This window comes from Photobacterium sp., from assembly GCF_033720175.1.
GTDB lineage: Bacteria > Pseudomonadota > Gammaproteobacteria > Enterobacterales > Vibrionaceae > Photobacterium.
Genome location: NZ_JAWWDA010000003.1, coordinates 12484 through 34795 on the forward strand (window position 1 = coordinate 12484; position 22312 = coordinate 34795).

Sequence of the window (22312 nt, forward strand, 5' to 3'; positions counted from 1 at the left end):
AACTCATAGGCTATATTTTTTTGAGCTATCGCCGTGTAGCCGTTATCAACGACTGGCATTAAGTGAATATCTTGGCCTGTGGAGCCTCCTTTGGTTATTAATCGTATTTCAATTGATCCAATCACTTATCTGAGTCGAACTCTTACGTACTAATTATTGATTTTGTTAATAAGTTTATGGAAAAATATCCCCGCGACTTATAAGGCCTCTATTCGAACACTCTGGTTGGACTCATTGTCACCCAAGATTTCCCTGATAGATTGAAAGCGCGTATCTGAGCGCATGGGCTGCTTTTTAAATTTTGGAGTAACAATGATTCGTTTTGCCGATTTACGTATTCGCCCCAAGCTGGTGGGCCTGCTGGTTATCACGGGTGTTATCCCTATGGTGATCGCTGTTTATTTCAGCAGCCGACTTGCCACTGAAGCCCTGATTGACGAGTCGTTTGATGGGCTTATCACGATTCAGTCGATCCGAAAGGGGATTATTGAGGACTTTTTTAACCAGCGCTTGGCGGATATTGAAGTTCTGGCTGATTCTGAACGTGTCATTGAGTTATCACAGCAGCTAAATCAGCATGAGCATGAGAGTGATACGGAAACAACGTCCACTTTAGATGCCGAATCTGACGGTTATTCTCAGTTAATCGGGCGTTTTCTTCCTCATTTCGAGAGTTATGTTGAAGCTTATGGCTACAGCGATCTCTATATCCTTGATGCCGATCACGGGCATGTCATGTTCTCCCTCTCTAGCAGCGATATTCAGGGAAGCAATCTGGTGCATGGCCAATACCGAAACAGCGGACTGGCCAAGGCGTGGCGCGAGGTGATTTCGACCGGCAAGGTGGTTTTTACCGACTTTGATGCCTTCGAGCCTTCTGCCGGCAGCGAAACCGCTTTTCTTGCCCACCCAATCTCTGATGAACACGGGCAGCTGAGCGGTGTACTGGCTCTGCAACTGTCGCCGGAGCTTATTACCCGTATCGTGGATTCTCGTATTGGTATGGGGAAGACGGGTGAGTCTTACCTGATCGGTGCAAATGAGAAGACGGGCTTATACGAGTTTCGCAGTAACATGCAGACGATGGGCAACGGGCGGAATGTGGTTGGCTATTCTTTGCCCGTACCACTTGATTATTGGCTCAATGCGGCCGAAAAAGGAGTGGGCGGAGGCTTTGATACCTATATTGATAGTGCTGGCGTTTCTGTTCAGGTGGCCTATAACAAGGTCATTATACCGGGTGTTGATTGGTATCTGATATCTAAAATTAACGAGAATGAGGTGACCCAGCCGATATATATGATCTACCAGACACTGTCCATTGTCGGTGGCTTGCTGTTGATGCTGATTATTTTTGCCGCTTCAGTTCTTTCCCGGGCCACCACGCGACCTTTGATTGAAGGGATGCACTTTGCCCAAGCGATCGCTAAAGGTGAACTGTCATCAAGCCTGGATCTGGATCGTAAAGATGAGCTTGGCGATTTGGCTCTGGCATTAAACAATATGGCGAGTAATCTTCAGGATCAGGATTGGCTTAAATCGGGTAAAGAAACATTGGACGATCAGTTACGCGGTGATTTGGAAACGACTGATCTTGCAACTCGGTTTATCACCTTTTTTAGCAAACATATGGGGGCCCAGCTGGGCGCTTTATACCTTGTAAATGAAGATGTTCTTGAGCTTCAGGCAAGCTACGCGTTCACTGACCGAAAAGGGAACTTCAACCGTATTAAGTTGGGTGAAGGCATGGTCGGACAGGCCGCGCTTGAAAATGAAATAATTACTTTTACCGATATTATTGATAACGCACCAGCCATTAATTTCGGTGCCGGAGAAGTGGTTCCGCACAACTTTATGGCGATCCCTATTACCTTAGACGACAAGCTGATCGGTGCCGTGCTACTTGGTACATCAGGCCAATTTACCAAGCTGCACCGGCGCTTTGTGAATCAAGTGATCCTCAATGCCGGTATTTTGTTTAATGCCGCTAACAATCGCCAAGTGATCCGCGAACTACTTGAACAAGCTCAGAAGCAACAGGAAGAGCTTCAGGTGGCCAATGAAGAGCTGGAAGAGCAAGCGATAGCGCTCAAGAAATCGGAAGAGATACTTCAGACCCAGCAGGAAGAGCTTCGTGTGAGTAATGAGGAACTGGAAGAGCAGGCGCAAGTGCTTAAGGAATCTGAGTCTGAATTGCAGGCGCAGCAGGAAGAACTGCGAGTTACCAATGAAGAGCTGGAAGAGCGTACCAAGGCGCTAGAAGAACAAAAAGGGGAAATACTCCTAAAAAATGAAAAGCTGGTTCAGGCACAAGAAGTGGTAAAAGAAAAGGCTCGCGAGGTTGAAGTAGCGAGTAAATATAAATCCGAGTTTCTTGCCAATATGTCTCATGAGCTGAGAACCCCGTTAAATAGCATTCTTATTCTTTCCCAGCTATTTGCTAATAATAAAGACGGAAACCTGACAGATAAACAGATTGAGTCTGCTAATGCGATTAACTCCTCCGGTTCAGATCTGCTCTCGTTGATTAATGAAATTCTGGATTTGTCTAAGATTGAGGCCGGCAAGGTTGATCTTTTTATTGAAGAGGTCGGTATTGACAGCCTGATCACCGATCTGAATCGGATCTATAAGGAGATTGCCAACGAGAAAGGGGTCGCGTTTGAGTTAAATATTACTGACGATGCGCCGAAATCCTTGCGCACTGACTCGCAGCGCATTCAACAGATCTTGCGCAATTTGTTGACAAATGCCTTTAAATTCACACATGAGGGGGCCGTGGAGTTGGCAATTTCAAAGCCAGCCCCTGATATGTGTCAGCAGCTAAATGCTGAACCCGAGTCGATGATCGTGTTTGCGGTTAAAGATGATGGGATAGGGATTGCGCAAGAGAACCAAGTAGCGATTTTCCAGGCGTTCCAGCAGGCCGATGGCAGCACCAGCCGCAATTACGGTGGTACTGGGCTCGGGCTTTCTATCACTAAAGAGTTGACTCACCTGTTGGGAGGCTCTATTTACCTGGAAAGTGAAGAAGGGCAGGGAAGTACCTTCACCATTGTGCTGCCCCTTGCACATGAAAGCAAAGTAACCCATCGCGATGAAATGGGGGCTACCCCAGGGATTACTATTGATGCCATACCTGACATTAAATCGGTCAAGTTACCGAAAGCGGCAGGGCTAGAAGTTCAAACTGAGCCCCGAAAACCGACGTCGTTGATATCTGCACAGCCGGTGCAATCGTTACAGACACCGCCCGAGGATAGCGAGTACATTGATGATGATCGCAAGGCGGTAACGGCTGAAAACAAAAGCTTGCTAATCATTGAGGATGATCGTGCCTTTGCCCAGATTATGCGCGATTTTGGCCGTGAAAGAGGCTTTAAGTGTATCGTCGCTGAAGACGGTGAAACGGGTCTGCACTTTGCCGATTACTATAAGCCCAGCGCTATTATTCTCGATATTGGCTTGCCAGGTATCGATGGCTGGACGGTGATGGAGCGCCTTAAGGATAACTCTGAGTTGAGGCACATTCCGGTGCATTTCATGTCTGCCAATGACAGTACGCTGGATGCCATGAGAATGGGAGCGATCGGTTATCTGACCAAACCTGTCGATGTGAATAAGATGGAAAAGGCATTCGGCAAGATCGAAGATATTATCTCAAAGCCGGTGAGCCGGCTGCTAGTGGTGGAGGATGATGACGTACAGCGAGAAAGTATCAAGGCGCTGATTGGCGACGGCGATGTCAGCATTACCGCGGTAGGTACAGGTAAAGAAGCGTTACATGAGCTGGAAGGCAGCATCTATGACTGCATGGTGCTGGATCTGGGGCTTGGTGATATGTCCGGGTTTGAACTTCTCGAGTGCATTCGCAAAAGCGAAACCGCCGCCCGGGTGCCGATTATCATCTATACCGGTCGCGACCTGACGCGAGATGAGGAGAAAGAGCTCAATCGCTATGCAGAAAGTATTATCATCAAGGGCGTGAAATCGCCGGAGCGGCTGCTCGATGAGTCAGCGTTGTTCCTGCACCGGGTAGAAGCTAACCTGCCGGAACAGCAACGCGGTATGCTCAAGATGATCCATGATAAGGAAGCCGTTTTGAGCGGAAAAACAATGTTGCTGGTGGATGATGATATGCGCAATGTGTTTGCGCTATCCAGTGTGCTGGAAGAGAAGGGTATGGAGGTCGTTATTGCCAGAAATGGGCTTGAGTGCCTCGATAAACTTAAAGAGGAAACCAATATTGATGGCGTCCTGATGGACATAATGATGCCCAAGATGGACGGTTATGAAGCGATGCGTGAGATCCGTAAACAGCGGGAGTTCGCGAAGTTGCCCATTATTGCGTTAACGGCCAAGGCGATGAAAGGTGATCGCAGTAAGTGCATCGAGGCGGGTGCCAGCGACTATTTAGCTAAGCCAGTGAATACCGACAAACTCCTATCCATGCTGAGGGTGTGGTTGTACTAATGTCAAATACAATAACTATTTCAGATGAGCAGCTGGAGATCCAGCTGTTGTTAGAAGCCATCTTTCGAAAATATGGCTATGATTTCAGGAATTATGCGTTCGCCCACACCAAGCGCAGGCTTGAACACCGGCGTGCGCACGAGGGGTTGAGAAACTTTTCGGAGATGCAGCACCGATTGATCTGTGAGGAGCCGTTTTTTAATAAGGTGCTGCTTGATCTGTCCATCAATGTCACTGAGATGTTCAGAGACCCCTGGTTTTATCAGCGGGTTCGCGACACCGTAGTGCCTCATCTTAAAACCTATCCTTTTATCAAAGTGTGGCACGCGGGCTGTTCATCAGGCCAGGAAGTTTACTCGATGGGGATCCTGCTCGAAGAAGAGGGCGTAAAAGATCGAGTTCAGATCTATGCCACTGATTTTAATGAGCGGATCCTTGAAAAGGCAAAACTAGGCATCTACCCGATGGATCTCGTGCGGGAGTACACCGCCAATTACCAGCAGTCAGGTGGCACCCGATCCTTTTCAGACTACTATGCTGCCGATTATGACAATGTAGTAATGAAGAGCTTTCTCAAAGATAAGATGTTGTTCTCACCCCATAATTTGGTAACCGATGGGGTGTTCGGAGAGATGAACATCATTTTCTGTCGAAACGTATTGATATATTTCAACCGGGAGCTGCAGAACCGGGTGCTGCAGTTATTTTGTGATAGCTTATGCCCAGGCGGTTTCCTCTGCTTGGGTTCAAAGGAGAGCCTTAGATTTTCTGATGTTGCCGATCAGTTTGACGTAGTCTCTGAGCGAGAAAAAATATACCGCAAAAAACGTATATTGTAGGGAATGGATGGGATGAGTAAGAGCAGACAATACCGGGCGATAGTTATTGGTGTTTCAGCGGGCGGATTGGCCGCGCTGGAAAAAATATTGCCTGTTCTTAAGCCGACATTTTCACTTCCGGTACTGGTTGTTCAGCATATCAGCCCCACCTCAGAAAATTACCTTCCTATCCATTTCAGCAATCATTGCCTGTTGGACGTGAAAGAGGCTGAGGATAAAGAACGTATAGAAGGGAGCGTAGTTTATTTCGCCCCGCCCAATTATCATTTGATGGTTGAGTGCGACAGGGCTATCGCATTATCAACAGCCGAGCGGGTGAATTTTTCTCGTCCATCTATTGATGTGCTGTTTGAAACGGCAGCAGAGGCTTACCAGAATGAGCTGATCGGGATCGTTTTGACTGGCGCCAACTCTGATGGCGCTGCCGGGCTGAGCAAAATTAAGCAGCTTGGAGGGCTGACCGTGGTGCAGTCCCCAGAGACCGCCGAGGCGCAAGCCATGCCCAAAGCGGCCATCGAAGCAGTAGAGGTTGACCATATTTTGCCTTTGAATGAAATAGGTCATTTTTTGAATATACTTTGCGAAGCAGAATAATTATGGGTATTCCCAAGATATTGATTGTTGATGACAGACCAGAAAATCTGTTAGCGCTTGAAGGATTGCTTGAGCAGTTCAATATTGACCTCATCAAAGCCAACTCGGGCGAGGAAGCGTTAGCACATACTCTGGATCATGAATTTGCGTTGATCCTTCTCGATGTTCAGATGCCGGGAATGGACGGCTATGAAGTTGCCGAATTGATGAGGGGAAATAAAAAAAACAGACATATCCCGATTATTTTTGTAACGGCCGCCTCGAAAGCGTCGGCACATGTCTTCAAAGGTTATGAGTCGGGTGCTGTCGATTATCTGTTTAAGCCCCTGGTTCCCATGGTGTTTCAAAGTAAAGTCGGGGTATTTATCGAATTATTTCAGCAAAAAGAAGCTTTGCGAGAAAAAACACAGGAATTTAATCGCAAGCTGGTTGAGCTTGAAGAACTGCAACAGCAGTTGGAGGAAACAAATGAACAGCTCCTGATGTTGTCCACCACCGATGGTCTAACCGGTTTGTTGAATCGACGGCGTTTTGATGAGGTGTTTAACGCGGAATGGAAGCGGGGAGTAAGAGCTCAGAGACCACTTTCTTTGATTATGTTAGATATTGATCATTTTAAAGCATACAACGATACCTATGGCCACCAGGTTGGCGATGACTGCCTCAGAGAAGTTGCCCGCACGCTTTCGAGCATTCCGCTGCGTGAGTTGGATAAGTTTGCTCGTATTGGTGGTGAAGAGTTTGCCATTATACTCCCCGAAACCGACAGTGAGGGGGCGATGCAGGTTGCAAAGCGTATCAGAGAGAGCATTGATATACTGAGTAAACCTCATAGCTCTTCACCTTCGAGTAATTATCTTACTGTCAGTGTTGGCGTCTCTACCGTTATTCCCAATTTGAAGCTTTCCTCTCGCAAACTGATGGAGCTTGCGGATAATGCGTTATATGAAGCGAAACATAGCGGCCGAAACTGCTGTTGCAGTATGGCAGTAAAAGAAAAATTAAGCGCTTAACTGACTCGCCTGCTTTATCATCACAGCAGCCAGTGAGCGCGCAAGTCTTGATAATAAATAAACGGGCGCTATGTGTGCAGGCACCCGTTCGAAATCCGCAACTACTTCAGGTCGAAGCGGTCAGCGTTCATCACTTTTGTCCAGGCTTTTACAAAATCGTTGACGAACTTCTCTTTCGCATCGTCACTACCATACACTTCGGCAAGGGCGCGCAACTGCGAGTTAGAGCCAAAGATCAGGTCAACGCGTGTGGCTGTCCACATCAGGGTACCGGTCTTACGATCTCGACCTTCGAACTTCTGTGCGTCATCTGACGTAGGTTTCCATTCCGTGCCCATATCAAGGATATTCACGAAGACGTCGTTGGTAAGTGTACCGGGTTTGTCCGTCAAGACGCCGTATTGCGACTGACCGAAGTTCGTATTCAGCGCCCGCATACCGCCTATGAGTACCGTCATCTCTGGAGCTGTCAGTGTCAGTAGTTGCGCACGGTCAATCAACATCGCTTCAGGAGATACAGTGAACGCTTTCTTCATATAATTACGGAAACCGTCAGCGGCGGGTTCGAGTACATTGAAAGATTGAGCGTCGGTTTGCTCGTCAGTTGCATCGGTCCTGCCCGGAGAAAAAGGTACGTCGATGTTAAATCCGGCGTCTTTTGCCGCTTGCTCAATCGCGGCAGAACCACCAAGCACAATCAGGTCCGCAAGAGAAATCGCTTTATTGCCTGACTGAGAGGAATTGAAGTCTTTCTGGATACCTTCAAAAGTACTCAGCACTTTTTGCAACTGATCAGGCTGGTTAACCTCCCAGTCTTTTTGAGGTGCTAGGCGGATACGTGCTCCATTGGCACCTCCGCGGCAATCCGAACCGCGGAACGTTGAGGCAGAAGACCAAGCCGTATAGACCAGTTCGGAAACACTCAGACCCGAACGCATGATAATTTTTTTCAATTCTGCTACGTCGTTGGTATCCACGAGGTCATGATCAACCGACGGTATCGGGTCTTGCCAAATTAAGTCCTCAGCCGGTACATCTGGGCCAAGATAACGGGATTTAGGTCCCATGTCGCGGTGAGTCAGTTTGAACCATGCTCGCGCAAATGCACCTGCGAACTCTTCAGGATTGTTGTGGAAGTGTTCAGAGATCTTGCGATACGCCGGATCTTCGCGCATTGACATATCAGCGGTGGTCATCATGATCCCGACCCGCCTGGAGGCGTCTTCCGGATCTGGCGCGTGATTGTTTTCTGCAAGGTTTTTAGGTGCCCATTGGTAGGCACCGGCAGGGCTTTTCGTTAGATCCCAATCGTAGCCTAACAGCATGTCAAAATAACTGTTGTCCCATTTGGTTGGGCTTGGCGTCCATGGACCTTCGAGCCCACTGGTTATAGCGTCACGGCCCTTACCACTACCATAGCTGCTGTTCCAACCCAGGCCCATCTCTTCCAGTGGAGTCGCTTCTGGCTCAGGACCTACATGAGCCGCATCACCGGCACCATGGCACTTGCCAAATGTATGACCTCCGGCAGTCAGTGCAACCGTCTCGTAGTCGTTCATTGCCATGCGCGCGAAAGTCTCACGAACGTCTTTACCTGACGCAACAGGATCCGGGTTGCCGTCTGGTCCTTCCGGGTTGACGTAAATCAGCCCCATTTGTACCGCAGCAAGAGGGGCATCAAGCTCACGTTCACCACTGTAACGTTTGTTACCTAACCACTCGTCTTCTGCCCCCCAGTAAATGTCTTCTTCTGGTTCCCAAATATCTTCTCGGCCGCCACCAAAGCCAAAAGTTTTGAAGCCCATGGATTCGAGAGCCACATTACCAGAAAGAATAAACAAGTCTGCCCATGAGAGTTTGTTGCCATATTTTTGCTTAACTGGCCACAACAGACGACGTGCTTTGTCGAGATTAGCGTTATCTGGCCAGCTGTTTAATGGTGCAAAACGCTGGTTACCGGTAGAAGCTCCGCCGCGTCCATCACCGGTACGGTAGGTTCCCGCAGCGTGCCATGCCATGCGAATCATTAAAGGGCCATAATGACCGTAGTCTGCTGGCCACCAGTCTTTTGAATCGGTCATGACATATTCAATGTCTTTTTTCACTTCTTTAAGATCGAGTCTGGTAAACTCTTCCCTATAGTTGAAGTCTTCACCCATAGGGTTCGATTTTCTGTCGTTTTGGTGAAGGATTTTTAGGTTCAGTTGGTTAGGCCACCAGTCCATATTTTTTTTGCCGTCCCCTCCCATGCGAGCATTACCACCGTGCATTACAGGACATTGACCCGAAGCGGTACTTTTGTCATTGCTCATCTAAAACTCCTTTTTAGGTTGGTTTTATGTCGTGCGTACTACATATACCCGCAGCCTCTACCCTGAAAATATAGACGAGTATTGCACCGAGATGGACGGTTTTACCCATTACATTAATTGTTTGTTTCAATCTAAATCTAAGGAGTATTAAAACCTTAGTGGGAAAACTGTGTTTTTCAGAGCAATTGCCCAATATCTTAGGATTAAATGGCCTGGTTTAATCCGGTCACAATATCCCTATACGTCGAACACGAACTCGCTTCAGAACAGCACATGAGCAGGACTCTGGAAGCAGGGTTAATGGTAGTAAATCAGAAGCATATGACTGCTGGTGGGATGGCCGGACACAAGGGGGCAAAGCCTGTTGCTTTCCAAGATAGAAAGCCAGGTTTTTTATTTTGTATCTTATTCGTAATGTATGGTTGAATGGCCAGAAAAAAGTAAAGTGTTTTTCTTCGGGAAGTTTTTATCTTCGGCGAATCATTACACACGCGGTGTGTTTCTGTTTACCGAATCCGAGAATTTGCGACAAGCTGAGCTTACTCACCGGAATATACGCTGATGATGCCGCATCCGCTGGTGTATCAGCATGGGGATCGTGGAAAAAAAAGAATCTATCACTCATGCCACTCAGCACAATCCAGTGCGGCTCTTTGCTTCCATTGAATCGATAAGTACTAATCAGCAGCAATACACAGGCCCCCTGGCGAATCCACTCCTCAAGCATTGCTGTACTCGGCGGTGCATCAATCATCGGAATTTGCTCAACGTTAATCTGTTGGCAAAAATCTTGATGGACAAGCTCTATAACCTCTTTTTTGTTCTTGTCCCGTACACTATCGATAAACGGTGTAGACTGCGATTGAGTCCATAACTCAACATGATAACCACGTCGTTTCGCCGCCAACGCTAAGCCATGGCCGCTACAGCCACCATGTCCTGCTGCCATATAAATAGTTGTCGCCTCGCGCCACAATTGTAGCTCTAACGTGCGAGATAGTTCCTGCTGCGAAGAGAGCGTCGCAAAACTCATCAATAAGCACGCCGAACCACAGGTAAATGGCGTAGTTTGAATATACAGCGGCATAGGAAGTAAGGTTTTTGGCTCCGTCGGGGTTAAACGCTTTTGCATCCGAAGACCATCAGCCAAATCATCATAGTAATGAATCAGTACTTTCAACTTCTTATAACCGAGGCGCTGATACAATTTTTTTGCCGGGATATTGTCATCACGCACTTCTAGTCGTAATGTAGTAGAGCCTTGATTAAGGGCCGACTCTTCACAAAGCTCAAGCAAACTTTGTGCGATTTTTTGCCCTCTGAAATCTGGTTTAACGGCAATCGAATATAATCGTGATAGCAGTGTCCCTTGATGGAATAACAGTAAGGCATATCCTACCAGCTCAGCGTCAGAAACGGCGATAAACACCATGCAATGAGGTGACAGAAGAAAACGCTTCATTTGACGGGGCGATATTTTATCGCCGTCAAAGAGCTGTTGTTCTAGCGAGTTTAGAGCACTGAGATCGGCCAATTCCGCTAAGCGAAATTCCATACAAAATCCTTACACGATTGACGGTTGCAACGAGATTAAATAGTAGAAAGTCTTCTAATGCTATAGTTGGGAAAAAATAAATGGCAAACATTCTGATTGTTACCGACCAAACCAGTGACTGGCGGCAATATTTTCCTAGTAAACAAATAATTACAGTCGATGATTATCTGCAACCAGACTGGAAAGAAACACATCGTAATCTGCAAGTTGTCAACTTGTGTCGTGACTATGGCTACATGAGCAACGGCTATTACTGTTCATTAATGGCCGAAGCGCGCGGCCATCGTGTGATTCCGCGCGTTGTGGCTATCAACGACATCAACCAACCGTTTTTCATCTCACTGCACCACTCAGAGCTGGATAAAAATTTTGCTCATCAAGATGAGATCCACAGTAAGATCTATTTCGGTCGGACGTCTACTCCGGGGCTGGACAAAGTAGCAAGACGCCTCTTTGAACAGTTTATGGTACCAGTGTTGGAAGTGGTGCTAAAAAAACGCGCAAAGCAGTGGCAGTTGATTTCAGTTCAGCCTTTTCCATTCCAAGATCTAACGGATCCAGAGCAAGACTTCTTCGCCGAATCTCTTGAGCTGTTTTCGAACAAAGTTTGGCGAACGCCTAAGCCAGAGAAAAAATATCGTTACGACATTGCGATGCTGGTCGATCCGGATGAAAAAATGCCCCCATCCGATCCTGCCGCGCTGAAGTTGTTTCGCCGAGCGGCCAATCGATTGGGTATGAATTTGCAAACCATTACTCAAGATGACTTATCCCGCTTGGGTGAGTTTGATGGTCTATTCATTCGCGCCACGACCAACATCAGCAACTTCACCTATCGATTTGCTAAAGCAGCAGAAAAGCTTGGGCTGGTGGTAATGGATGACTCGGAATCTATTATGAAGTGTACCAATAAGGTATTTTTGACCGAGTTGCTACAACGCAACAATGTACCCGCACCCAAGAGCGTGATTTTGCGTAGCTTCGATTCCAATTGGAAGCAAGCTTTGCTTGAAAATCTTGAACTGCCTTTGGTGCTCAAAATTCCTGATGGTGCATTTTCTCGCGGCGTGGTCAAAGTGAGTGACGAAGCCAGCTTAGAGCGTGAGGCTTCGGCACTATTTGAAAAAAGTTCGCTGATTTTGGCCCAGGCCTATATGCCGACTGACTTTGACTGGCGGATAGGGGTGATGAATCGCCAGGCGATTTATGGTTGTAAATATCTCATGAGCCGAGGTCACTGGCAGATTTATCATCATCACAGCAGCGGCCGAGTCTCCTCGGGGGGCTTTGAAACCTTAGATCTCAAGCAAGTTCCAAAAAACGTTGTGGATGTCGCGCTGAAAGCGGCTAACTTGATTGGCTCCGGTATTTACGGTGTCGATTTAAAAGAGATCGATGGCAAGGTTTATGTGATTGAAGTGAACGATAATCCAAGCATCGATCATCATGTTGAAGACGCCTTCTTAGGCGATCTGCTTTACGATCGAGTCATGACTGAGTTTTTACGCCGCATTCAAATGAGAGGGTTGTAACGGATTTAATCAGATGGCCCGCCTTGTTATTGCATTGATAAATTGCGAGAACGAGGCGGGCCAGACATTTTGTACCTGAGATGCAATACATCATAAAATCTTGAAATAGCACCGTCAGAATTCAGTTATGAGACTTGAATACAGAAATACTAAGTCAGATAGTTCTAAAGCCTAAATGTATTGGTCAGAACCTTATACAGCTCTGTGCCTTGTTGCACGCTTGCTGAGGCAAAGTGCAAGACAGGGATGCTGTCACAGGGCAGAATCAGTTTACGGCTCAGGCAAGAGTCACTGCCGAGGGTATTAAAATGCCAAAGTGTTGCAAGCGGCTCGCCGGCTGCAAGTGGCTGATTAAGCTGAGCCTGATATTCGACCTGACCGCCGGCCGGACTGTGATAGGCTTTATAGTCGCTGAGATAACAGGCGTAAAGGGAGACAGGATCACAAATAAATGATTTGTCTGGCCACATGCCCTGATGCTGCAGGTAATTGCAAATCCCCAGCGCATCGCGTCCGGCGGCGTTTACATCCAGCAGCTCTTGTGAACCCAATTCCAGGGTGAAGGCATCCACCATTACCGGCAGTTTGCGGCCAAGTTTGGCAAATTGCTGGCTTAACTGCCACCAGGGGCTAAAGCAGGCTTCATCCATTGCGCCGTCAAAGTCGCTTGGAATAAGAATATTTAGTGGGATATTAAAATAGCGGGCCCGTTCGCGTGCATATTCAGGGACATAAAGGTGACGGGCAGAGATCGGTCCGGTATGCAGGTCAAGAACAATATCGGCTTCCATCGCCATTTTCTGTAAGTTCATGGCTAAATGTTGGCCACAGGTCAGGCCCCACGGTGAGCTCTGGCGTTGGTTGATTTGCTCTCTCAGCCTGTCGCGAAACGCATCACGGATCACCGCTTCATCAGCATCAATATATTGCTGGCTGAACGGCTCAAGCAGGCTGCTGTCAAAATAATACTGGCGATTCCAGTTGGTGCCTGTAACCGGATCGAATCGACCAAGGGTAAATTCGCCACTTTTTTGATTAATACCCAGAGGGTTAGCCTGAGGCACCATAACCACATCCCCTTGTGGCGGATGTTGGCGGAAAAACTCCAGCAGCTGGTAAATGACGGCATTGCCCTGCACCTCAGCGCCATGGATATTGGCCTGGATATAAACGCGCGGACCATTGCCCTGACCTTGAATGTTGATCACCGGCACTTCCATCGGATTGCCGGTCGGCTGCTCACCGACTTTGACTGTGGTTGTTTTTATCATCAGCATTGCCGGATGTGCTTTATCCGGCTCCTTTCTCTGTTTTGGCAACCGCATGGCACCTGGTTGTTAGAGGTGTATGCGGTTACCGGTGACATTTGATAAGTGAACTCGCCGTAGCTTGGCGGGCTGTATATTCTGTATTTCCGCCGTTATTTAAGCCAAATAATGACTGGCCGGAGCACTCGGTCGCAAAACGTTAATGCCCGACTGCGAAAAGGTTAGCTCTGCAGGAAGAGCGTGGCACAGGAAGTAGGGCATACTTTCGGTAAAACCATAAGCGCCCGCCTGAGAGAAAATCAGCCAATCGCCCCGCTGCAAGCTGTCTGGTAGCTGTAAGCTGCCAAGGCAATCCAGTCCGGTGCAGAGCGCACCATGGATCTGGTAAGACATCAGCGGAGAATCACAAGGTTGCAGAGATTCAACCGGGAAAGCTTGCTGTGTAAGCGCCGGGCGCAGCAGGTGCTGGCTTCCGCCTTCAATCACGGCAAAGCGGACACCCTGATTATCTTTGATATCGGCAACCTTACTGGCGTAATAACCATAAGGGCCAACGGCATAACGGCCTAATTCCATCCAGCATTGGCCAAGCTGAAACTCACTTTTCAGCTGTTCCAGCCCCTGGCAAACCCGCTGCCAATCTAGCTCTTGCTGTTGTCCGGCATAAGGGATACCCAGTCCGCCGCCTAAGTCGACGACAGGTTCTGATATCTGCCAGACATCAAGCAGGGCGGTAAGTCTAGGCATCGCGGCCTGCCAGGTTTGCACCAGAGTATCGGCACAAAGGATATTGCCCCATTGGAAGCAATGCACACCCAATAGCTCAAATTCATCTGGCAAAGTGAACGTATCAGGCATCCACTGCTCAGGTGTTAGCCCGAACGGAGTAGGGTTGCTGCCCCCCAGTACATTCATCTTTTCTTCTGGATCTCTAGCCCACGGCAACTGCACCCGTAGCAGCACCTGAATACGGATTCGTTGTGCACGGGCAATTTGGGCCAGATCATCAGCCTGCTGGTGGCTTTCCAGAACAAAAATACGTACGCCGTGCTTGATAAACTCGGCCAGGTGCTCCGGTGTTTTTACCGGGCCGGTATTTAAAATACGTGACGGGTCGACGCCTTGTGCCAATACCTGTTTCAATTCGCCCAGGCTCGCGACATCAAAGCCAAAGCCTCTGGCATCAAGAGCCTGAATGATGGCCGATAACGGATTCGCTTTAACGGCATACCATAACTTGGCCGGCGCACTTTCTAGCCCGGCCAAGTGCTGATCCAGTCCGTCAAGATCATAGGCATAAAAAGAATGTGGCTGTTGCTTGCTGGCGAGTTGTAGCGCCTTGCGAACCTGCTCAGTCAGTGTCATTAACGAAGCGCCTCTTCCAGAATCAGTGAAGCATCGCTGCTGTCATCGCGGTATTTGATGATCACCGGACACTGTATGCTCAGGCCCATTTTTTTGCCCCACTCGCTGCTGGCCGGGCGGCTGCCAGGAACAACAACCGCGCCTTCTGGGATCGGCGCGCCTTTTGGTAACAGACATTCATTAATCAGATCATAAACGGCAACAGCCGCAGACAGTGTCACTCCCGGTGCCAGTACCGCCCCATTTTTTACAACAATCCCTTCAACGATCACACAACCGGCACCGATAAATGCGTCATCTTCGATGATCACCGGAGTTTGACCGACAGGCTCAAGCACGCCGCCAATCTGTACCCCCGCAGAGAGGTGGACATTCTTGCCGATTTGGGCACACGAGCCGACAAGGGCATGGCTGTCGACCATGGTACCGCTGTCGACATAAGCGCCGATATTAATGTAGGCCGGTGGCATGATCACAACGCCCGGTGCCACATAAGCACCGCGGCGAACCGCTGATCCTCCCGGAACCAGACGAACCCGTTCTTCCGGCGAAAACTGTCGCGGACTCAGGTTATGTTTGTCAATTGTGCCTGGGTATGCCGGTCCGAAACTGATCAGTTCTCCGGCTGAGAATGCGGCTAGGATCCCCTGCTTCACCGCAGCATCGGCGTGCCAGTTTCCTTTCAAATCTTGGGTCGCAGTGCGTATTTCACCGCGCTCAAGTTGATCAAGTAAAAGTTTCCAGTCCGGGGTTACTACTGATTCAGACATGTTTTCATCCATTGGTGTATTGCCGCATCGGCATTTAAAACAGGGGTTAACTCTGGCATCTCTTCGATGTAAAGCGGGGGACGCAGTCCAGGATTATCAAGGCGGCCCTGACGCTGCATTAGTGCCTTTACCGGGATCGGGTTGGAGGCACAGAACAAGCTGTTGCTGGCTTGTTGCCATAAGGTCTTGAAGCTTGGAGTTGTTTGGCTAAGGCTCTGGCGAACATAGTGTGCAGTGGCTTCAGGCCAGGCGTTGGCGGCCACCGATACCAGGCCGCAGGCGCCGGCGGCAACAAAATCGACCAGCAGGCCATCATCGCCGCAGTAAAATTGTAGCGATGGAGCTGCCTCGCGGTAGCGGGTAAAAGCCTCAACGCTGCCACTGGCTTCTTTCACTGCCCATGCATTGGGATGACTTGCCAGTGAACCCAAGGTTTGCTCATCAAGGGCGACACCGGTGCGTGAAGGTACGTTATAGATCATGCATGGCCAGTTGCTCGCATAAAGCAGACTGTTAAACCACTTCAACTGGCTAGCGGCACCGGGCTTGGCGTAAAGCGGAACGGGTATCAGCAGGGCATCGACAGAAAAATCCCGCAAAAAATCCAGCCATTGCATTTGTTGCTGCAGTTGAAAACCGCCGACACCCACCATGAGTGGAACGGAAAGATCCAGCGCACAGACATGGCGGATCACATCCTGCTGTTCAGTCGGTGTTATTGCCAATGCTTCGCCGGTACTACCGAGGATCAGGATCCCATTCCCGGCTGCCTCTTGTTCTTTGGCAAGCTGGGTCAGGGTTGGATAATCAATAGATTCATCGGAGTGGAACGGGGTGATGAGGGCCGTCCATAGTGTAGTGTGTTGTAAGCGTTCATTCCCGATTACAGGAATAGAATTTTGATTAGACATCTCTCATCCGAACTTTTTGATATCAGTTCAGAGAGCTTGGTTTTGCGAAGGCGCCAGTGACAATTAGCCACTTGGGGGGCGATAAAACACAAACACCAGAAGCTCTCCACCATAGGTGACAGCCCTGAGGATTCAGCCCCAGCGACCGATAAGCCTTGCCTCCAAAAGCAAACTTATCTCGGCGTTAATCCCCCTTATCTGTGGTCACGGGTAGTTGGATACCTCGAACAGATTACCTGGTTAACGCACCTCTTCTGATCCCAAAAATCTGGGATGGCTTGATTCAAACATCAACGTGGTTATGTGTCAATAACAATGTGAATATTTATGCAGCATGGTTTCATCTTCCGTCATAGCTGATGCGGGCCATGTTCATTTAGCAAATAGCATTTTGCGCAAGTTATTTCTGTATTTACTCTCAATTGAGAAAAGAAAGAAAGCACAACTGCTTTCTTTCTTTATAGGAGGGTACTTTGTTTGGCGCGATGTGGAATGTCGTGCTATTTAGTTTTTCTCGCCTTAGGTTTTAAAGGCTGATCGCCAATCGTAGTTTTGCCCGGACAAATTCTCTTTACCGGACACTTTGGGCAGCCCCAGATTGCTGCATAGGGGCAAAGCGCCATTACTTTGTTCTTTTTTGTCATTGTTAATATACCTCGCACAACGTCAGTTGTTCATATTGGTAAGTTCATATTTACCGATTGACTCTTCAGTAAATCGATGAATAACGACCGGATTATTGCTTTTGTTTTACCGCTTAGGTTGATTATTTAGATAACTCAGCAGTCAGTAGTCGTTTCGTTATATGTTCTTGCAGATTTTTAGGGTTATCTAGCCCCATACGTTTTAGCAAAGGTATAACGGTCTGACTTGGCTTTGGTGCGGTAACTACCTGCCATAAGCATTGCATTTTCCCTTTGCGAGAGGCGGATTTACTCTTCAGTGATTTCAATGCTTTACCCAGTTTCAATTCTTGTTCAGTAAAGCTGCAGCCAAAGGGAAACGGGCCGAAGACCTCTTTTTGTGTATATGTTTGGTAGATCTTAGCAATGGCTTGCGGAGTGTTATTGCAGAACTCTGCAGGGATCTCATAATTTTTCGCGACTTTACCTGCAGCTTTGGCTTTGTTAAGTAGCTCTTGCTGGAAGCGAGAATCAGAAATTTTGATCAGTTCGGTATAAACGACATGATCCGGTTTGCTGCGCAGATCAGCAATACCATATTCAGTGATAACAATGTCACGCAGTTGGCGAGGAATGGTCGTATGGCCGTAGTTAAATAATATGTTGGATTTCAGTTTACCGTTTCGTACAGCGCAACTACGTAGTTTCATGATCGAGCGTGAATCTGGCATCTGATGCGACTGCGCGACAAAGTTGTACTGACCGCCAACACCACTCACCACCTGACCGTTTTCCAATGCATCTGAAATAGCAGAGCCATTCAGTGTGACCATCATTGCTGAGTTAATAAAACGGGCATGTTTACGCTGAGCTTGTTTGAGCTGTTGGTTTCCAATGAAGTGATCATAAAGATCATTGACGTAGTTAACACTGGTCATGCAGAATTTCTTATGGTCCGCGTCACTCATGTTATTAAGGGCATCATAGAAATCTTTCGGCCCGATGAAGAATGCACCATGCATGACGACACCACCAGTCAGTGCATCGCCTAAGCAATATTTAGTGATCCACTGTAATGCTTCAGCATTTTTCAGGTTGCCGGCAAAGCTCTGTTCGCCGATGTGCAGCAGGCCGTCAATGAGCTCTACAGACGGTTTGAAAACACCAATTCGTTTTAGATAAGTGACATCGTTATCAGTTAATACGGTTGAGATCGCATTATGATCCTGCAAAATTAGCAGGGTAGAAATAGTGACCTGAGTGGTAATTTTCTTTTTGTTGAGTAAGGTCTGGATCGTCAGATCTTCAAAGACTTCACGCTTTAACACCCCGGCATTATACAAATGCATAAAACCATCGACCATTAACTCGCTGCAACCATATAAGCCTTCCACAAAAGTCCCAGTGTCACCGACAGTTTTACAGATAGGGAACTTCTGCTCTACCTGCAGATCTTTCATGAGTTGCGTATACAGTGAATTTTGTTTGTGGCGTAGCAATGTACTGTAAGTCAGTGCGCTGCTTAAAGAGCCAATCCCCACTTGGAGGGTGCCGCCGTCTTTAACCAGTGTGCTGGCATAAAAGCCTATCATATGATCTTCTGGTGAAATACTGGCGTGAGGCGCGGCGAACAAAGCGTAATCTTTATGATCTTGCTGTAAATTTTGGTCTAAAACCAAATCAAAGACATTATCAGCGACTTCGGCATGGTTTTGCATGAAAGGCATATTGGAGTTGACTTCAGCGACCATCGCCACATTTGTCCCGTTTTTTTGCAGTTCGTCCATTACCGGTGCAAAATCGAGAGCCAGATCAGAATTACTGCATAAGCTGTAGGTCGTTACGCCGTTAATGGTGCGCTTGGCTACAAGCTGGGCAACGACATTGACGCCTTTGTCTAACAGATCACGAACGGCATGAGTATAGTTTGTACTGGTGTAATTTTGTTGTTGAGGACTGTTTAAGAAGCTTCCTGCTTTAAAGAAAAATTCGTTGATGGCTATGTTGTCTGGTACTGCTCCTTTTCTTAAATCAAGTATGTAGTCAAGATCAGGTACATTAGCAAATTCACGATCGACAAAAGGTTTCAGAAATTGCTTTTCTAGTGAATTTTTTCCGACAGGCTTTTCAAGAGAAATACCCGTTTCTATATTCAGTGAAATAGAAGGATCGGATTTAGCTCTTTGGTAGAGTGCATTGACAAAAGCGATCGGTTTACCAATGGCAAGCGGTAGACCGAGGACAATGTTTTTTCCCACGTGTGCAATAATACTGTCTACAAGTTCGTCTGGATGAGCAAGTAGCTCAGCAGGTGGCTTGACGTCACCGATTGCTTCATCCGTAGGAATTGTGGATTGCATAGAAAGGGATTGAGTACTTGTTCCAACCAGCTCCAGTACTGACATAGCGAAGTCCTTTTGTGATGTATTAGTATTGGCCATGAAATATTGTGATTATTTTTTATTTTATTTTTATTATTTGTCTACTATTAAGAATAGAGCCATAACTCTAGTTGTCTAACAACTAATCACTTCTTATTTCATTTAATTGATACCAATCACAAATATCACTCTGTTGCATAGGAATAACTGATTATATTGTTAAGTCTATAAATAATGCCAGTCAAAGAATTAATCAGTTAAGGTATTGAAGTTAATGTTTTTATTTGTTTCTTTCTGGAACTCAGTTTTTTGTGATCTGGATGCTTTAAAAGAATTAAAATTAGAAAGAATGATCTAATTTTAATTGTTACCCTCGTTGATTGGTAATAGACGTCTTCTTTATTATGTAAGTCTAAGAAGATAATAAATAAGGTGAAAATTCATGATGTTTGGAACAATAATTAAGAGTGTAAATCCAATGACTGCTTTCGGTGAAGGCATCGTCCGTAATGTTTTCCTTGCTGGTTTAGGCGTTTACAGCAAAGGCAAGGAGCAGAGTGAACAAACTCAGCGTTTACTTGCCACTCAATTTAACGGTTTTGTTGAAAAGGGTACTGACGTCGAAGCTGAAACATTGCAGCGTGTTGAAACAACGAAATCGGCCGTCTTCAATAAAGTCGAAACTCAGGTTAATCAGGTTATCCGTTGTACTAGTGGGATTGATCGTACTAGGCTATTAGAATTGGAAAACAGCGTTGATGAACTGACTACAGCTGTCGATAAGTTAATGCAAAAGAAATAACTGTTCCACTTAATTGCATTCTCTCTGATACGAACAAGTACTTTTTCTCAACGCGGATCTAGTGCTTATTGTTTGGGGTAGATTAGTAGACATACAGGATTGATAAAGGAACATCTATGCCAAATTTGTCTCTTCTTGACTTAAGTTTTATTATTTTTGAGTCGGCGAAAACACCGATGCATGTGACAGGGCTGGTTGTTTTGGATCCGCCTAAAGAGCAAGCTGCCACGTTTGCTCAGGATCTTTACGCGCACTTTTTGCAACAAACAGATGTGACAGCCCCGTTTAACTGGAAATTGGATTGGTCATTTACCGGCAAGCCGAGCTGGAAAACCGTGCGTACTGTAAATTTAGAAGACCATTTACGCATTACCATGCTGCCATCACCGGGTACTGAGCAGCAGTTACAACAAGTCGTTGGCCGTTTGCATAGCCAGGTATTGGATCGCAATAAACCTTTGTGGGAAGTCTGGCTGATTGGTGGGCTTGAAAATAACCGCGTGGCACTGGTTCTGAAGGTACATCACTCAATGGTTGATGGTGTGCGTGCCAGCAGAATATTTACTCATAGCTGTGCAACGACGGTTGAAGAGTCTTTCACGAAACCGCTCTGGCAACGTGATTTACGGAAAACAGCCTCTGAGCGAACAGCAGAAACGCATTTGACCGACATGGTGATGAAGACGGCAAAGCAGGCTTCTAAACAGGTTTCGCTTATTCCTTCGATGCTCCGTCTTGGCAGTAAGTTGGCTTTAAAAGCGGTAAACCTGGCTGACAGCGATCTTAAAATCCCGTTTACTGCACCGAAAACGCCGTTTAACCTCAGTCCCAAACGCAGCCGGGCGGTAAGTCTGGGGCAATTTCCGATTGCCAAATTAAAGCAGCTGAGTCGTATTACTGGAGCGTCGATGAACGATGTGCTTTTCACTGTCAGTGATATAGCCTTGAATCAATATTTAAATGATCGCTCATTGCCGCTAAGAAAGCCCCTGGTTGCTATGATGCCGATGAATTTACGTGGTAAAGGTGAATTAGAAGCTAAGGGCAATAAAATGTCGATTGGCCATGTTGAACTTGGCCGGCCAGGTTTATCACCGCTTGAGCGTTTAGAAGCTATTCAGCAGGCTACGTCCGATCTGAAAAATGAAGCGTTGAATATCTCTCCTGACGCCTACATTAATTACTCCCAGTTAGTCAATGGCGTTTCATTAATCAGTGGCAAGCTTGGTCTCAATAGCTTTATTCCGCCAGCAAGCAATCTGTTGATTTCTAATGTTCCAGGTACCGACGATCGCCTTTATTTTATGGGTGCAGAAGTAAAAGAACAGTACCCGGTATCACTGTTAATGCCTGGCCAGACACTTAATATTACTTTCTATAGCAATGCGGGTACGATGTATTACTCACTGGTTGCATGTAATCAATCGTTGCCTGGCTTCGAAGTGATTGCCGGCTATATGGAAGATGCGCTGCGTGAGCTTGAACAAGAAGTGATGGATGCGGCTATTTCAACAGTCGCTGAACAGATTGAGCATAATGACGATGAAACGCTGGCAGTGGAAATGGCTGTAACTGCAGCGCGTAATTCGTTAAGGCCTGAGGATGATGAATTTGAACGTTTATATTTAGAGAAGCAGAAACGAGTAGAAGAATTAGAAAAACAATTAGAAAAATTAACTGAGATGCTTTCTGTGACAGTAGAGGTAGATCCCCAGGCTGAAGCAATAAACCAAGATAACATTGGAAATGATAGCGATACAAAAGTCGTTAATCTTTTATAAATACATTATAAAAATCGGGATAATTGTCCCGATTTTTATTAATAGTAAACGACCGAGTTGATTTTATTTTTTATAGCTTTGATGCCGCGATAG

Annotated in this window: 14 protein-coding genes and 1 riboswitch; of the genes, 7 read left to right on the plus strand and 7 right to left on the minus strand. The window is 46.9% G+C overall.

The window, feature by feature from the left end; all coding sequences use genetic code 11:
* Positions 1-312 precede the first annotated feature (312 nt).
* From R3289_RS04550 to R3289_RS04565, 4 genes are read left to right on the plus strand one after another with little or no spacing between them, the layout of a single operon-like run.
* Entirely contained in the window at positions 313-4473 is a 4161-nt protein-coding gene (locus tag R3289_RS04550) for a response regulator (protein ID WP_318924306.1), read from the plus strand.
* Positions 4473-5312 (plus strand): protein-glutamate O-methyltransferase CheR, encoded by an 840-nt coding sequence (locus R3289_RS04555; protein ID WP_318924307.1) that lies wholly within the window; start codon positions 4473-4475, stop codon positions 5310-5312. The genes R3289_RS04550 and R3289_RS04555 overlap by 1 nt, the downstream gene beginning before the upstream one ends.
* 3 nt (positions 5313-5315) lie before the next feature.
* The gene (locus R3289_RS04560; RefSeq protein ID WP_318924308.1) at positions 5316-5906 is read left to right on the plus strand and encodes a chemotaxis protein CheB; all 591 of its coding nucleotides are present in this window, start codon (positions 5316-5318) and stop codon (positions 5904-5906) included.
* Between the two features lie 2 nt (positions 5907-5908).
* A complete protein-coding gene (locus tag R3289_RS04565; RefSeq protein WP_318924309.1) occupies positions 5909-6919 on the plus strand; it encodes a diguanylate cyclase domain-containing protein in 1011 nt (336 codons plus the stop codon).
* Between the two features lie 101 nt (positions 6920-7020).
* Here the strand turns inward: R3289_RS04565 and katG are convergent, their stop codons facing one another.
* Complete coding sequence (gene katG, locus R3289_RS04570; protein ID WP_318924310.1) at positions 7021-9231, minus strand: catalase/peroxidase HPI; 2211 nt, start codon at positions 9229-9231, stop codon at positions 7021-7023.
* Positions 9232-9697: 466 nt separating this feature from the next.
* Entirely contained in the window at positions 9698-10786 is a 1089-nt protein-coding gene (locus R3289_RS04575; protein ID WP_318924311.1) for a GNAT family N-acetyltransferase/peptidase C39 family protein, read from the minus strand.
* 80 nt (positions 10787-10866) lie between these two features.
* Between R3289_RS04575 and R3289_RS04580 the strand changes: the two genes are divergently transcribed.
* Positions 10867-12318, plus strand: a complete 1452-nt coding sequence (locus R3289_RS04580; protein ID WP_318924312.1) for a RimK family protein — start codon at positions 10867-10869, stop codon at positions 12316-12318.
* Positions 12319-12482: 164 nt separating this feature from the next.
* On the opposite strand, the gene R3289_RS04585 is transcribed toward R3289_RS04580, so the two are convergent.
* From R3289_RS04585 to R3289_RS04605, 5 genes are all read right to left on the minus strand, one after another.
* On the minus strand, positions 12483-13637 hold the full coding sequence (locus R3289_RS04585) for a M14 family metallopeptidase (protein WP_318924313.1): 1155 nt from the start codon (positions 13635-13637) through the stop codon (positions 12483-12485).
* Positions 13638-13742: 105 nt separating this feature from the next.
* Positions 13743-14951, minus strand: coding sequence for a PLP-dependent decarboxylase (locus R3289_RS04590; protein WP_318924314.1), 1209 nt, complete (start codon positions 14949-14951; stop codon positions 13743-13745).
* On the minus strand, positions 14951-15721 hold the full coding sequence (locus R3289_RS04595) for a 2,3,4,5-tetrahydropyridine-2,6-dicarboxylate N-succinyltransferase (protein ID WP_318924315.1): 771 nt from the start codon (positions 15719-15721) through the stop codon (positions 14951-14953). Before R3289_RS04595 ends, R3289_RS04590 begins: the two co-directional genes overlap by 1 nt.
* Complete coding sequence (gene dapA, locus R3289_RS04600) at positions 15706-16632, minus strand: 4-hydroxy-tetrahydrodipicolinate synthase (RefSeq protein WP_318924316.1); 927 nt, start codon at positions 16630-16632, stop codon at positions 15706-15708. Before dapA ends, R3289_RS04595 begins: the two co-directional genes overlap by 16 nt.
* A 91-nt stretch (positions 16633-16723) precedes the next feature.
* Positions 16724-16894, minus strand: a riboswitch (Lysine riboswitch).
* Positions 16895-17398: 504 nt separating this feature from the next.
* On the minus strand, positions 17399-19660 hold the full coding sequence (locus R3289_RS04605; protein WP_318924317.1) for an acetyl-CoA hydrolase/transferase C-terminal domain-containing protein: 2262 nt from the start codon (positions 19658-19660) through the stop codon (positions 17399-17401).
* A gap of 418 nt (positions 19661-20078) precedes the next feature.
* On the opposite strand from R3289_RS04605, the gene R3289_RS04610 reads away from it, so the two are divergent.
* The gene (locus R3289_RS04610; protein ID WP_318924318.1) at positions 20079-20438 is read left to right on the plus strand and encodes a phasin-related domain-containing protein; all 360 of its coding nucleotides are present in this window, start codon (positions 20079-20081) and stop codon (positions 20436-20438) included.
* A gap of 116 nt (positions 20439-20554) precedes the next feature.
* Positions 20555-22219, plus strand: coding sequence for a wax ester/triacylglycerol synthase family O-acyltransferase (locus R3289_RS04615; RefSeq protein WP_318924319.1), 1665 nt, complete (start codon positions 20555-20557; stop codon positions 22217-22219).
* Positions 22220-22312: the final 93 nt, after the last annotated feature.